Source organism: Streptococcus pseudopneumoniae (assembly GCF_038148935.1).
GTDB lineage: Bacteria > Bacillota > Bacilli > Lactobacillales > Streptococcaceae > Streptococcus > Streptococcus pseudopneumoniae_U.
This window is the reverse complement of record NZ_JBBJZX010000019.1, coordinates 12185-27112: the sequence shown is the minus strand read 5'-3', so window position 1 is coordinate 27112 and position 14928 is coordinate 12185. Positions and strand designations below refer to the sequence as shown.

Genomic DNA, 14928 nt, shown 5'->3' with positions numbered 1-14928 from the left:
TGTGACAGCTGTTTGAGAACCAGCACCTGCAATAGCACGGTTCGCTTTTCTAGCTTCCTCTTTTGCCTGCTCCTTAGCCCTAGACTTTTCAGTTGGCGACAAGTGACCATTATCTTCAATACTTTGCTCTTTTTCAGTCAACTTAGCAGTTACAGCATCGTTTGCTTTCTTTTTAATTTGCACCTCTTCGTTCAACTTTTTCTGCTGCGCTACAGCATCTTCTGCTACTGTTTTGTAGCTAGCTGTAGTACTAGTGTCAGAATTCAGTGCATCTTTAATTTTTTGCAATTTTGCCTCATAGACTGCTTTGGTTTCTGGCGTTGACCACTTAGTATCGTCATCTAATTGTTCTTTTAATTTATCATACGTCTTAGTCAACAACGCTTTAGCTGCTTTTTTAGTATCCTGAGTTATGCTAAATTCTAATCCAGCGATAGGTAAAGCATAGTGCTTCCACGGAATTTGGTATCCCATACCCAAATGAGTATTATCCGCAGAACTGATACGCACAGTATATTCAGTGTATCCGACAGGAATCTCAATATCTTTACTTGTAAACGTACCTGTCCTTCCGTTGGGACTGTAGCGCCTATCAGCTAGTTTCTTGTTTAGAGTGTCTGGAGTTGTGGAACCTCTAGGAGTATCAAAACGTTGAGAATTTCCATCTCTGGCCGCAATCACTTGCATATTAGCATCTTTTTTGTCCGCTGAAGGATCAAAAGTAACACTATAAAGCTTGGTAAGTGGGCTATTCTCGTTAGTTCGCCCCAACACTTCAACCTTATACTTGGCTTTACGACCCCCTATATCACCTGTATATCCAGTCTTGAACGAAACTTTTGTAGTTGATCCAGTAGTAGGAGAAAAAGCTTTAAATGTTTTTTCTATTCCATTATAACCTTTTAAGCCTCTAGCAACTATGTCTCCTTCACCATTTTCTATATACTTTGTTTTGTCAAATACTTCTTGATCTCTAGTTTTTTCAGTTCTTACTTCTGATAAAAGCAAGACATGGTCATTTCCACGATCTACGACAGATTCTAAAGTCCATGTGGTATTTGTATACAGATTTTTTTTTACAGTATTCACTGTCTCAATCGGAAAGACACCGTCTACTGTTTTTCTTGCAACAGCAAACCTCCCCTGTCCGTCTGAATCTATTACAGCCTTCCACCCTCCGAACTCATTTAATTCTTTTACTGCACCCGGGGCTATACCCTTGGTTGCCGCAACCTTATCTATATCTGCAAGTTTTGTTTCGTTGTTAATTGTATCAGATAAGTTCACTAGCTTAGCCAGCAGTCCGTCTACATTTTCATTCTCATTCGGCGCTTCAAAAACTTGATTCGCAGCAGGATCGTCAGTTTGTTCAGAAGATGTTGAAAGGTCTCGGCGCGGCCTCTTCTTAGGTTTATCTTCTAAGGAGTTGGATGGAGTAGTATCAGAGACAGATTGTTCTTGAGAATCTGTTCCATCTTGAACTCTATCTGAAACTGGATTTGTATCTTTAGAAGTAGTAACAGCTCCAGTTGCTCCACCTTCAATTCCTTCAGCACTACTAGCCTTCTCATTTACTACATTTGTACTATCAGAATGATCCAAATTTTCTTGATTAGAATTTCCTTGAGAATGCTCTATCTTATCTGAATTACTCCTTGAGTCAGGTCCTTCTACTTGGTGCACTCCTCTATCTCCAAAATCTTTTTCAGCAGCAGATACAACTCCGCTCCCCATAAAAAGATAGAGCGTTGCCACCGCTACCGATGCAGCACCAAAACTAACCTTACGAATCGAAAACCGCAAGCGTTTTTCTCTATCTTCGCTACCTTTATAAAACATATATAATCTTACTCCTTTTGCGATGATTATCTGTTGATATATATTAAGAAGGGCAAATAAAAAGCCCCCCCCCCCTAAAATTTTTATGTAAATTTTAGACTGGCTTAACTTATTATACTCTTTTTTATTTTATAAATCAAACATTGTGAACTCAGCTTGATATGATGCGGTTTATTATGAGAAGAGAAGATTGACTTCATTTTCTCCTACGATTGGTTCTTTAGCCAGACCCAACATATCCACGGCAAGATAAAGCTGACGTGGTTTGAAGAGATTTTCGAAGAGTATTAAACCCCAAATTATTCATATCTCACACTAACCAAACAATTCAAAAACCACCAGAAGAGCCTTAAAATACTGCCCTTCTGGTGATTTTCATTGATAGCTGAGTCTCGAAGAAGGTAGAGTTTAAATTGAAACTACTATCATACAAAACTCTTTGATCCTATTTATTTTTATCACAATTTTGATTTATAGTTCTCCGAATACCTTTTAAATGTGAAAGCATTTCATTGGAGCTTTGAAAAATACATACACTGTTTTTATTCGTATGTTAACTTGATAGAATCTTTGTCTTCAAGCATTTTTTTAATGTTAACGACAGGCAATATGAAGTTGGGGAACTCATTACCCCGAGTAATCATATCAGATACGATAGGCCGAATATAGGACCAAAGAATTGCTAAGCCATTCTCTTTAAGAAAAGTTTCAAAATCAATATCAAATTCTGTATCGTCATATATAAATGAAAATTCTCCAACAATATCTACAATAAGCTCAAAAGCAGAATCATCTGAATCTATATTTCCTTGCTTTGTTATCAAGTTAACATAAGCAAGGTTTTCTGATTTTCTTATTAAAATCTGTGCAGACAATTCAGGATGTAAATTAATAGTACTATTTGTTTGGTCAAAACTAGGATTTCTTCGATATGATACTTCATTTAAAAAATAATCTTTAAATTGTAAAGAGGACATTAAGCTGCCACCTCACTATTTTCTTTTGTTGTAATTAAGTTTTCAGAATCTATTGGTAAATATGAAAAACATGACTTCTTGTTTTTTATATTATATTTAGGCATTGCATTTACTTTAGTTATAGAATTCAAATCATAAAACTCTTTTTGATTATTTAATTGAGAAGTAAAATGGATTTCATCTTTATATTTTTTAAGACTTCCTGATATATTCAAATCACAATCAAATTCATTGTTTACTGAATAAATTTTGTTGGCCTTAATATTTTCAACTAATTCTTGGAACATTGGAGAATCCATCAAAGAAAATTCTTCAGTTCCTAAAAAGTTTGACAATAAACTCATAAAAGCCTCCTTATTTATAAAATGTTTGTAATACAATTTAAATCACGGATACAGATTTCTTCTCCATTCTTTCCGTCAATTACTGGTAAAAATGGAATAGCAGTATATGTTTTGGACTGCACTGCTTCATAATTCTTCCCATGCTGAGACGCTAAATCAAGCAACAGCTCAATAATTAATCCTTGATTTTGGTTAAGAAGAGTAGCTCTATTTTTGGCTCCGCTATCTGAAATATCTGTAATCTCACGTTCAATTTGAGTATATGCCTCTTGTCGATATTCCTCTAATAACCTTTGGTTTGCTGGGTCATCCAACATAAAAATATGGTTCATAGAGCTTAGGATGATTTTAGCATTAATTAACTCAGGCCTAACCCCGGGTTTGCTTAGTTCAAATGACTTATACTTTGCTACATAAGCAGAAGCAATCGTTTTACCAGTATCTTTGTTAAAAGGTAGAAAAAAGTAAATACCATTACCCAAGTCGTTCGGATGTCTCTGTTTATGAATACCAGGTTTATATTTCTCATAAGAAAACCCAGCAGATAGAATCTTTTCTTTTCTTTTATTGGTGGTGCCGTGCCACCCACTATATTGTAGCATAGAACCTCCTGATGAAGCTACTAGCTTAATTATACTGTTAAAGCTTAGATAATTCAACTATTACGGGCTTTTTTGAAAAAATTCTAGCGATTTCCAGAACGTAACTGAGCATTAAGACAATAACTACCTCACCTTATCATGCCGAAATTATCGGATTTTATCAGAATTAAAACCCCATAAAATCGGGCTTTTTTGAAGAATAGAGTGGATTGGAACTAGAACAGTACACTACGACTACTAAAACATTTCTAGAAATTAATTTGACTTTCCTAATCAATTTGTTCAAATCTTATTTCAATCTACTATAAAAAAACACAAGCCTAAGCCTGCGGAAACATTATCTATTCTAAATAGTCTTTTTCTGTTATGACTCTTAATCTAGTAGAATAATTCTGGAATGTTGAGAATTTAAAGCGTTTAGGATCTTCAAGTTTGTTTCTATCGTTCATTTCTAAAGCACGGTTATAGTCTATAATAGCTTTCACTAACTTATTGATTATAGCTCTATCATTGTCCATTACTTTATAATAATCTTCGACTTTCCGAAGGCGAAAAGTAGTATTTAGCAAATAACTTTCATCTTCTAAAATCAAGGTTTTACCAATATCTAATCCTTCAACATATCCTTCTTTTGCTGAATTTCTAAGCTTATACTTCAATTGATACTTTTTAGGAATGTAACTTCTAAATGGAATCAAGAAAGTTAGTCCCTGTATTTTGACAACAGTTACCGCAAATCTCCTCCCTTTATTCATTACTTCCTTCGTCTTAAAATCATAATCCATTGCTTGGATAAGGTCATAGTCCTTGCACATTTTTAAATCGATTTGACCTAATTTTAACTTCTTACTTTTCATTCCTATTCCCTAGATAAAAAGCTCACTAAAAAGTGAGCAACATTTCCAATGAGATACTTCTGTTAACGAGCGCGTCTCTCCGCCCCCTCATTGCCTCACGAAAAGGCTAGACGAATCGAAAGGAGGTGAGTTTTCCTGTTTTCAATTCTCCTTATTCTCACACATTTTTTGAATTTTGTCAAATAAAAAAAGAGCATTTAAGCCCCTCCTTTGAAATAACGGACACTTAGCTGGTCGGTGTATCCAGCATCTCAGATACCTTTTTCAAGGTGCGACAGGAACCTTTCTGCCCTCAAATGTCTTTCGTTAATGTTATTCTAGCACTATCTACTTTTTTGTCAAGTTTTCTCAATCTACCAGACTTGATACGTATTAGCTACACACTCAACAAACTTAAAAAAGCTCTCTTATCTGAAACCATAACGAAAAACAATTGAAATACCAAGCCTACACAGACTGTTTCCAATTGTTTTTAGATTGCTTAATAAGCAATTTTACCATTCTTCATCGTAAAAACTATCATAATCTGGATATTGTTCTGGCGGCGTTCCAACCGAACGTACGAGATAAGCTTCTTCTCCCTCTGTCTCGATTTCTCTCAGCACTTGGCATTCAAAACGCCATTCATCACCGAAGTCGAAAATAAACTTAAATTTTTGTTTGACACTTAGGATATCCAGATAGACATTTTCCGTGTAACGTTCTTCAACATCGTCACTGACAAAGCTAAGAAAGTAAGAATCTGCATGACTCCAAAAAAGGTTATCCATGAAAAATGCATGAGCATGATCGTTTTCAAAATCAAAACTCCATAAAATAACATCTACTAGTTCCGCTAACGTTTTTGTTTTTGGAATCTGTATATGTCGATAGCAACCTTTTTTAAATTTGACGGAAATGATCCAAGCTTCTACAGATGCTGGCTTTTCAGCCTCTATTTCTTTTTTTTACTAATTTTAAGTGTACCACAATACCTCCAATAGCGAATCAATAGGATTGCTCTTAGGAAACATTCCCTTTCAGCTATTTTAACATAAGTTTATCTAACTATGGTATTTAAAACTAGACAATTCTTCTGTTTCACGCGAAACACCCTGCGCCAGGCAAGGTGTTCTTGTTTTTAAGTTGTATAAATCGTTGAAGCTGTCGCAATGGTATGCCACTGGTTGGCTGTTGTGGCTGCGAAGTCCTTGTCTGCGTAGAAATCAGTAAATGGTAAGATTTCCACTTCTAGCTCATCGATACGGTCAAGTTGACCAGCCAGATAAGCCTCGATGCGACTTTCTGCTCGCTTAATGCGTTGCAATAGTCCACCCATGCGGATGTCAACCGTATCCAAGCCAAAGACCTTGTTTTCCTTCAACCATTGATGGCTAAAGAGGGCATGGAAGTCTTCGATTTGGCTTCTGAGTTCTGGTAATTCTTGTCTTGCGATTTCTTGCAGGCTTTCTTTATCACCTTCTTGGTAGGACTGACGAATGCGTCGTCCCACATCGACTTTGCTACTTAAAATTTGGTTCAACTGGGCCTGAGTTTCAAAGAGGTAAGCATAGTTCCCTGCTTTTTCTTTAATATCAGCAAGCGTCTCAGCAGCCTGAGCGAAGTGTGGCTTATCCTGTTCAGGTGTCATGTGTCGGTCAAGGATCGGACAGAGAACATCCTGATAAAAGACATAGCGGTTGGGATTGATGCCACTGAGATTGTCCGGCAAATCTGGCAAGAGGTTGGCAAGGTCAATCTGCATAAAATCTTCAACCGATAGACCTGTATTGGTCTGGAAATGAGCAGACAAACGGTCTAGGTCATTGCGGTAGCTGAGTTCTGCCCAGATTTGCAGACTTGGTAGGATAGAAAACTGGGCTGTTTCCCCACCATTGTCCCCCCAACCCGTCACAATGACTTCTTTAATCTGATTAGCACGGCAGGCTTTATTAGCCTCAATAGCTACTAGACGGCTGAAATGGTTGTGAGGTGTAAAGCCAATCCACTTCCAAGCTCCACCTGCAAAGGCAAGGTCATGGCTAATCTTGTGATGGTTGCGGAAATTACGGTTGTATTTTTCCTCGCTATCCTGGTAATAATCCCAGTAAACCAAGGTCACACGGTCTTTGAGACGGTCTAGGTAGACACGAGTTTCTTCTGGAATTTCCACATCACGATCGTACTGGCCATCCGCTGACATGAGCTTGAAGAACATATCGCTCCACATCTGGCAGTGGAAACCATACTTGTCAGCAATATCCAGCACGCGCTCCAAGTGTTGGCACATAAGGAGACTACGGTCCACAACACCGTTCAGAATCAAGTAGCGTCCCAAACCAACCAAGTGGGCTTCGTCCATCCCGATATTGACCTTGCGAGTTTGTAGCTTAGACAGGGTGGCAAACATGCCATCAATCAGGTCATAAACCTTTTCTTCGCCAATGAGGAGAATGTCCTCTACATCACGGAGCTCCTGCACTTCCTTGACACCCCATTTAACAAAGGCTGACAAGTGAGCCAAGGTCTGAATACATGGCACAAAGGTCATGTCAAACTGCTGGGCATAGGCTTCTATTTCCTGCAACTCCTCAGCTGAGTAGGCTCCACGGAAATAGCCAAAGTAAGGCTGCCCTTCAATCTGGTAAGTGTCTTCCATGTAAAGTTCAAAGGTTGAATAGCCCATGAGAGCTAAGAGTTCAATCATCTGCTTGGCAGAAGCGACATTCAGCACCGCATTGCGCGAACAGTCAGCCATATAGGCTAAATCTTCGTAAGCTACTTGTTCCTCAATCTCTACTTTATCACCTTCTACTAGAGCTGTTGCCAACAAGGACAAGGCACGATAAAGTTGGTGAGGTTTGCGGTAGGTCAATTGATAGTAACGATCCTCACCCTTGATAGAGATAGAAGCTTGATCAGACTGAGTGACTAACACCTCAACATCTGGTAGAGAAATGTGCTTTTTTAATATTTCAATAGCTTGCGCTTGTTTGGGACTGAGTCCTGTAAATCTTACCATTGGTTTTCCTCCTGTAGCCAGTTAACAAGGGCACCGTAAAGATTAGCATCTGCATGATAGGTGCAGGCTTGGATAACGGGTGCGACCGTGTATTCTTCGTAGGTATCAACAAAGTCATCTACAGCCTTCTTGACACCTTGAATAAAATCTGGATTTTGACTGATAGAGCCTCCCAGACTGATGACATCTGGGTCGATCAGATACTGAATATTGAGCAAGCCTTGCGCCAGATTACGATTCATGCGCTCAATAGCTTCTTGACAAAGGGTATTACCTTCTTTAGCTTCTTGGTAAATCTTGCGACCGTCCCAGTCAGTCTGACCAGATTTTTCAATCACGTATCGCACCATATTTCCAGTTGACGCTAATTGCGACCAGTTGTTGAGCTTTTCAGCAGGGGCAAGGGTGGTCATGTAGCCAAATTCTCCACCCAAGCCGTGGCGACCTCGGTGCAGTCTGCCATTGATAATCATAGCTCCGCCAATCCCTGTCCCAATCACGACACAGGCTGCATTTTCAAGCTCTGGATGAGCCAGTAATTCACTGAGTCCAACGCAGTTGGCATCATTTTCCAGATGGACAGGTAGTTGATGATGAGCAAGCGCCTCATACCAAGAAAATCCGTGAATGTAGGGCACCGCACTGAAGCCATCAATCACACCTGTCTCTTGATTGACCGCACCTGGAACGCTCATAGCAATCCCGCTATAATCCTGTTCTGACAAGCGCTGGTCTAGCCAAGCTAATAAATCCTCCAGGTTTTCAGGCGTTGGAATGCTTGTCTTATTCAATATTTTCCCATCAGGAGTCAGACTGGCAAACTTAATCCCAGTCCCTCCGATATCAATCGTTGCAATGGTCATTGTTTTTACCATAAAAAGGGGCAAATCAGCAGTTAGTTCTTACCTTTTCGCCCCTCCTTTCTTTTTATGTTTACTTTTTGAAATTAAATTTCTTCTTTTTTAATCAATTCTGTACGAATTTCTTGTGGTGAAATGAAGCCTCTATGAACTGGGTATGGTCGTTCAAGTAGGTCAAGGAAGAGATGTTGACTTTCTGGTACATGCACATTTTCACTACACATATTGTAGTAGCGAAGGACATAGCCTTCTTCATTTTCAGCTACCTTAAAGGCTGTTGGACAGATTTGCGGTATGCTGAGAACAGAATGGCTCAAGAGACTACCAGTCGCAGCCACGCTTCCTTCTTGTCTAGCAAGCTGAAGGCTGGTAAACGGTGTCTGCAAGGCTTTAGCACGACGATAGGCTGAGAAGCGTTCTTGGGCTTGGTGGCATTCAAGCGCAAACTCGACTTCAAACTCACGCAAGCATTGTGCTTCTGGTGTTGGGAAGTAACCCCAGTCACCTAGCTCACCTGACGCACGCAGAATGGTCACTGCAATAGTGTCGTCTCCAAGGATTTCGTATTCATTCAATCCCTTGTTGGATACGGTCACACCTTTTTCATCGTCATACAGACTAACAAAGGCTTGTTGGTGTTGAGGATTTTCAGGATTTTCCCATGAAGCTGCTGGTTTGTTTTGTCGTGTCACCACCTCATAGATGCTTTCAGAATCATTGCTTGGACGCGTGTTATGAGTCTTGACCAAGAGACGGATACGGTGATCTTTGGCAGTGTTGGTAAAGCGAGTCTTGCAACAGATTTGTGGATTGTCAACGAAGACAGTCAACTCAGTTTCCAGAGGAATGCTTGTCAATTCTTCTGAACGTCCAGCTTCACGCTTCATAAACTCGATGATACCTTTTTGCTCTTCTTCTAGCTTTTCATCAGCACTGACAGGCACGATCAATTCATGTTTGAGCAAAATCTTAGCGTAGCGAGCTGTGTTTTCCAAGACCTCGTAGCCCTTAAGCTCTGCATAGATTGGCTCTGTTCCTTTTGGTTGGAAATAGATATACTCGTTTCCGATGTCACCACGGTCTTCGAAGCGGATAAAGTCTTCATAGGCTTCGTGAGTTGTCTTATCATAGACTGTGATGTTGTCACCCACACTCACCGTTACAAATGGTGTATCAATCACTCCGTTTTGGTAAATACCGTCGCGGTGTTCTTGCTCTCCTTCCAGCAATTGGAAGGTTGTCCAAGAAAGTGGCGCTAGGTGAACTGGAATGGTCACGCGCACTTGACGAGCAATACGAGCTTGGCGGAACTTATCTTTTGGTAAATCATACTCAAAATTAGCCCCAAGGTCTTCGATTTTAGCCTCTACAGGACGACCATCCAAGTCCTCCACACGGTAACTTGGCAAGGTAAGAGCAGCCATCTTCTTGTAACCTTCTGTTGGGTGCAATTCCTTGAAATCACAAATCGCAATATCAATCACTGTACTGACAGTATCAACCTTATCATGCAAGCCTGTGTTAATAACCGTAAAGAGATAGTCACTCTGAGCTTCGTGAGTTGCAATTTTGCCCTTCCACTCGTTGAGAAGATTGGTCTTAACAAAGGTTCCGACTTGGTTAACCTTGGCAAAACGAGTTTCCATCTCACGGTGAACTTCGTCCACGCTACAGCCACAGATACTATCATGCGGCGCATTTTGCAAAAGAGTTTTCCAAGCATAGGTCAACTGGTCCTTGTGGTTGTGACCCCCAGTGATAATAGTCAAGGGTTCTACAACTTGCTCCAGCAAATTACTGTTTTCTTGGAAGGCTTGTTTGAGGTAAATGCGGGATGAAGAAGTATTAGCAAGTGTGTACCAGCCATCTGTTTCCTGACTGGTCAACTCACCTGTAACCGTTGATAACTGCTCTGGTAGGGCACTTTCCACAGCTTGGACATATTCATCAAAAGAACTGTGAACAAAGGTTACATCTGGGAAGAGTTCATTTGCCACACGAATGGCTTCGCTCAGATTTTTCTGGACAGGCTGGTGATCACAGCCGTTCATCATCAACCATTGGTTGGTCGAAGCGTAGTCACGCACGTCTGCCAGTTTTTGTTTCCAGAAGGTCAAGGCCTCGTCTTTATCAACTGGAATTTCATTCCCATTACTGTACCAGTTGGCAAAGAGAATCCCGAGGACACGACTTCCGTCCGCACCCTGCCAATACATTTCTGAAAACTGAGAAGTAAACTGCTCATCTTCGAGGACTTGGTTATCAAATCCAATCGGTTTCACACCACGACCAAAGGCTGCCACATGAATGCCTGATTGTTGAAGAATTTGAGGCGCTTGTCCCATATTTCCAAAGGTATCTGGGAAGTAACCAATCTGGGTTGATTTGCCCCATTTGGCAGCTTCTTGCTGACCAATAAGAGTATTGCGGACATTGGCTTCACTTGAAATCAAGTAGTCATCCTGCAAGATGTAAAATGGACCAATTTTAAGCTTGCCCTCGTCAATGTAACGTTGGACTTTGTCGCGATTTTCAGGGCGAATTTGCAAGTAGTCGTCAAGGACAATAGTTTGCCCATCCAAGTGGAAACTCTTGAACTCAGGGTCATTTTCAAAGAGATCAAAAAGATTGTCAAATAATTCCACCAACTGCATACGGTGGCTTTCAAAAGGCAAGTACCACTCACGATCCCAGTGACTATGTGAGATAATATGTACAACAACATTTTCCATGAAGTAAAACCTCATTCTAAATTAAATTTTTAATGTTTTAAATGTAAATTTGTGATTCTAACAAGAATCAGTTGCGCTAAAGCGTGTTCCTTAGCGAATATCCAAGTAATCCAAGACCAACTCACAGAACATCATGTTGGCCCAAGAGAACCATTCACGAGAGTAGAGAGTTGGGTCGTCCACGTGGAAGCTTTCGTGCATGACACCTGTACCACCATCGCAAGCAACCAGCTGATCCAGCAAGAATTTCTTCTCTGCCTTATCTCTTGTTGTCAGGCCTTGGATAGACAGAGCTATTGGCCAGATATAGCGATAGAAGGTATGAGAACTTCCAAGACCGCTAGCGTATTCTCCTAGGTAGAAGTAGGGATTTTCAGGGCTCAGAATGGTACGACGAGTTGCTTGATAGACTTCGTCGTCAATGTCGCAGTAGCCCAGATAAGGTGCAGCCAACAAACTTGGTACATTTGGATCATCCATGATGCTGGCATTTCCTAGGCCATCCACTTCAAAGGCATAAATCTTTTCGCCCTTGCTGTTGCTTGTGTAGGCGTAGTTTTCAACTCCTTCTTGGATTTCAGCCTGAAGACGCTTAGCGTCTGTGATAACACTCTGGCTATCAGCTAGGTTTAATTCTGTAAAGATTTCTTGCACATAACCCAAGACTACTACAGCAAACATATTTGACGGAATCAAGTAACTATACTGGCAGCAGTCATCGCTCGGACGAAAAGCTGACCAAGTCATGCCTGTCACTGCAAAATCAGGGCCAAAGCCATCATTTACCAAGGTATCTTCCTTGCGGTCCGTATCTCGGACAAAACGATAAGGAGAGTTCTTGTGGTCTTGTTCCACCGTCCAAAGATGGAGAATTTCCTTAGTCGCTGCGACAAAAGTCTCATCAAACTGGCTAATCTCGCCAGTCTCTTTCCAGAGGAGATAAGCCAACTGCAAAGGATAGCAAAGCGAGTCCACCTCGTACTTGCGTTCCCAAATCCAGCCATTAAGGTCGGTATGGTCTGTCTCGTGGTGCCCCTTCCAGTTTTCCTCAATGTTAAAGGAATTGGCATAAGGATCCTTGAGTACCAAGGTCATCTGACGCTTGACCAAACCTGCAATGGTCTGACGCAGGAGGGCATCTCTTTTAGCCACATGCAGGTAGGGTCTGAGTTGAGCTGTCGAATCCCGAAGCCACATTGCAGGAATATCCCCAGTCAAGACAAAAGTGGAACCATCTTCTAGGATTTCAACCGTATTGTCCAAGGTATCTGTATAGCAACGCTCGAAAACATCCACCCACTCTGGATGGTCCTTAGCACGTTCTGCTACTTCATCTAACCATTCTCTAACAATTTCTTTTGAATAAATCATCGTGCAGTATCCTCTTTCAAACAAGTTTCATTTTCAGTATATAGCTTTTGAGACAGAAAATACATACACAAATGATAGTCATTTTTCTACAAAATAGTTATCTTTAAAACTCCTTTTCTAAAGGCCTTCTTTTTCTGATATAATGTAGAAAAACAGCTAAAGGAAAGACTATGAAACCACTACTTGAAAGCATCGATACCCGATTTGGAACTGCCAGCAAGCATGCCTTCTCTCGGGGAAATACCCTGCCTTATACAGGCCTTCCTTTTGGGATGAATTACTTTGTGCCCCAGACCAGTGACCAAGAGGGAGCTTGGTTTTTCGATCCGCATCTGCCCATCTTTCAGGGGATTCGATTAACCCACCAGCCCAGTCCTTGGATTGGGGACTACTCTTGGCTCCTCCTGACACCTGTTACAGGCCAACTGGGTGGAGACAGCCTCTTCCACCGCCAGTCTTCCTATGATAGGGATAAGGCCTCTTTCCAACCTCATTATCTGAAAATTTTCTCCCTGCGCTATCAGATTGAAAGCCAGCTCACACCGACTTGCTACGGTGCTTCTATTCGTTTGGAACAAAAGCAAGGCAAAGCCCTCTCCCTCTATCTCCACGCAACAGATGAACTGACCGTGGAACAATTAGATAAGAGGAATCTTGCCCTGCGACAAGAAGGTAAAACTGAAACCAACAAAAATCCACTAAAACTATTCACTGCCCTGCAAATGAATACGGATATTCTTGCTGTCAGCCAAGAAGGGGGAGACTGGCGAATTGACCTGGAAGATAGCCATGCAGAGATTCAGCTAGCAACTTCTTTCATCTCTCCTTCTCAAGCTCTAATCAATCTACCTCACGAAGATTTTAATAGCTGTAAAGCAAATGGCCAAGCGGACTGGGAAAATCTCCTCCATCGTTTTGATATCATGGAAACAGGAGAGGCTGACCGAACCTTCTTTGACCACTGCCTTTACAGACTCTTCCTCTTCCCACAGACTTTTTATGAGATTGATGAATCAGGGCTAGCCATCCACATGGATCTGGCTACTGGTACTGTCAAGCCCGGCGTCCTCTTTAGCAACAATGGTTTCTGGGATACCTTCCGCACCACCTTCCCCCTCTTTGCCCTTATCATACCAGAGCATTATCGTCTCTTTTTAGAAGGTTTCCTCAATAGCTACCGCGATACTGGTTACCTTCCAAAGTGGCTGGCCCCAGATGAACGTGGCATGATGCCTGGTACACTTTTAGACGGTATTATAGCAGATAGCGCCTGCAAAGATATGGCCCCCGATTTGGAAGAAGAACTCCTCCAAGCCATGCTTGAAACAGCCACCAAGTCCGACCCTCTCGGCATCAATGGTCGCCACGGACTAGCCCAATACCAAGAACTGGGCTACCTCTCTACCGACCACCACGAAAGTGTTAGCCATACCCTAGACTATGCCTATAGCGACTTTTGTATCGCCAGCTGTGCCGAAAAACTCGGAAAAACAAACATCGCAGAAACTTATAGAACTGCTTCACAAAATTACCGCCATCTATTTGACGCTGAGACAGGTTACATGCGAGCGCGAGACAGCCAAGGCAACTTCCGCCCTGACTTCTCTCCCTATAGTTGGGGACGAGACTACGCTGAATGCTCTGCCATCCAAGCTACTTTAGGTGTCCTCCATGACATCCCAGGCTTGATCCAGCTTATGGGTGGAAAAGAAGCCTTCAGCAACTACCTTTTGAAGACCTGTCAAGATGCTCCCCTCTTTGAGACAACAGGCTATGGTTACGAAATTCACGAAATGAGCGAGATGGCTACCGCTCCTTTTGGGCAAATCGCTATTTCCAACCAACCGAGCTTCCACATTCCTTATCTATTCCGCTACAGCAATTACCCTGACTACACTGCCCTTCTCATCAAGACTCTCCGTCAGAAAGCCTTTCACCCAAGTTGGCAAGCCTATCCTGGTGATGAAGACAATGGCAGTCTCTCGGCCTGGTACATCTGGTCAGCTCTCGGATTTTATCCAACCTGTCCAGGAAAACCAAGCTATGATCTCGGAATTCCTCTCTTTGACCATCTCCGAGTCTATCTTGCCAAAGAAGATAAATGGCTAGATATACATGCTGAGCAAAACCACAGCCATTTTAACTTTGTCAAAGAGTGTCGACTTGACAAGCTCCCCGTATCTAGTATCCAACACCAAGACCTCTTAAAAGCTGATCATCTAACCTTCACCCTCAGCTGGTTGCCAAGTCAGCCGTCCACTTCCTGAAATGCAAAAATCTCCTAGCAGACTTTCCTGCTAGGAGATTTTCTTATGAGAGGTACTTGTTTAAGCTTTGAAAATCGG

11 protein-coding genes are annotated in these 14928 nt (G+C 41.6%); 1 reads left to right on the top strand and 10 read right to left on the bottom strand.

Annotated elements, in window-relative coordinates; all coding sequences use genetic code 11:
• From WKI42_RS03535 to WKI42_RS03490, 10 genes are all read right to left on the bottom strand, one after another.
• Positions 1-1839: YSIRK-type signal peptide-containing protein (locus WKI42_RS03535; protein ID WP_368081197.1), on the bottom strand; the 1839-nt coding region annotated here is incomplete at its 3' end.
• Positions 1840-2381: 542 nt separating this feature from the next.
• Entirely contained in the window at positions 2382-2816 is a 435-nt protein-coding gene (locus WKI42_RS03530) for a protein-export chaperone SecB (protein WP_172922437.1), read from the bottom strand.
• A complete protein-coding gene (locus WKI42_RS03525) occupies positions 2816-3160 on the bottom strand; it encodes a hypothetical protein (protein ID WP_368081196.1) in 345 nt (114 codons plus the stop codon). Before WKI42_RS03525 ends, WKI42_RS03530 begins: the two co-directional genes overlap by 1 nt.
• A gap of 14 nt (positions 3161-3174) precedes the next feature.
• A complete protein-coding gene (locus WKI42_RS03520) occupies positions 3175-3762 on the bottom strand; it encodes a hypothetical protein (RefSeq protein ID WP_368081195.1) in 588 nt (195 codons plus the stop codon).
• Positions 3763-4103: 341 nt separating this feature from the next.
• Positions 4104-4619, bottom strand: a complete 516-nt coding sequence (locus WKI42_RS03515; RefSeq protein ID WP_368081194.1) for a hypothetical protein — start codon at positions 4617-4619, stop codon at positions 4104-4106.
• 494 nt (positions 4620-5113) lie between these two features.
• On the bottom strand, positions 5114-5476 hold the full coding sequence (locus WKI42_RS03510) for an IS1096 element passenger TnpR family protein (RefSeq protein ID WP_368081198.1): 363 nt from the start codon (positions 5474-5476) through the stop codon (positions 5114-5116).
• 263 nt (positions 5477-5739) lie between these two features.
• A complete protein-coding gene (locus tag WKI42_RS03505) occupies positions 5740-7620 on the bottom strand; it encodes a beta-N-acetylhexosaminidase (protein ID WP_368081193.1) in 1881 nt (626 codons plus the stop codon).
• Positions 7614-8483 carry an ROK family protein gene (locus tag WKI42_RS03500; RefSeq protein ID WP_368081192.1) on the bottom strand — a complete coding sequence of 290 codons (870 nt, stop codon included), beginning with the start codon at positions 8481-8483 and terminating at the stop codon, positions 7614-7616. Before WKI42_RS03500 ends, WKI42_RS03505 begins: the two co-directional genes overlap by 7 nt.
• A gap of 83 nt (positions 8484-8566) precedes the next feature.
• A complete protein-coding gene (locus WKI42_RS03495) occupies positions 8567-11212 on the bottom strand; it encodes an alpha-mannosidase (protein WP_368081191.1) in 2646 nt (881 codons plus the stop codon).
• A 90-nt stretch (positions 11213-11302) separates the two neighbouring features.
• A complete protein-coding gene (locus WKI42_RS03490) occupies positions 11303-12583 on the bottom strand; it encodes a glycoside hydrolase family 125 protein (RefSeq protein WP_368081190.1) in 1281 nt (426 codons plus the stop codon).
• 170 nt (positions 12584-12753) lie between these two features.
• Between WKI42_RS03490 and WKI42_RS03485 the strand changes: the two genes are divergently transcribed.
• Positions 12754-14850, top strand: a complete 2097-nt coding sequence (locus WKI42_RS03485) for a GH92 family glycosyl hydrolase (RefSeq protein ID WP_368081189.1) — start codon at positions 12754-12756, stop codon at positions 14848-14850.
• Positions 14851-14928 lie beyond the last annotated feature (78 nt).

Excerpts from the sequence above, each read along its gene's own strand:
- WKI42_RS03530 (WP_172922437.1), bottom strand. The coding sequence starts at position 2,816 with ATGTCCTCTTTACAATTTAAAGATTATTTTTTAAATGAAGTATCATAT.
- WKI42_RS03515 (WP_368081194.1), bottom strand. The coding sequence starts at position 4,619 with ATGAAAAGTAAGAAGTTAAAATTAGGTCAAATCGATTTAAAAATGTGC.
- WKI42_RS03505 (WP_368081193.1), bottom strand. The coding sequence starts at position 7,620 with ATGGTAAGATTTACAGGACTCAGTCCCAAACAAGCGCAAGCTATTGAA.
- WKI42_RS03495 (WP_368081191.1), bottom strand. The coding sequence starts at position 11,212 with ATGGAAAATGTTGTTGTACATATTATCTCACATAGTCACTGGGATCGT.
- WKI42_RS03500 (WP_368081192.1), bottom strand. The coding sequence starts at position 8,483 with ATGACCATTGCAACGATTGATATCGGAGGGACTGGGATTAAGTTTGCC.
- WKI42_RS03490 (WP_368081190.1), bottom strand. The coding sequence starts at position 12,583 with ATGATTTATTCAAAAGAAATTGTTAGAGAATGGTTAGATGAAGTAGCA.
- WKI42_RS03525 (WP_368081196.1), bottom strand. The coding sequence starts at position 3,160 with ATGAGTTTATTGTCAAACTTTTTAGGAACTGAAGAATTTTCTTTGATG.
- WKI42_RS03520 (WP_368081195.1), bottom strand. The coding sequence starts at position 3,762 with ATGCTACAATATAGTGGGTGGCACGGCACCACCAATAAAAGAAAAGAA.
- WKI42_RS03485 (WP_368081189.1), top strand. The coding sequence starts at position 12,754 with ATGAAACCACTACTTGAAAGCATCGATACCCGATTTGGAACTGCCAGC.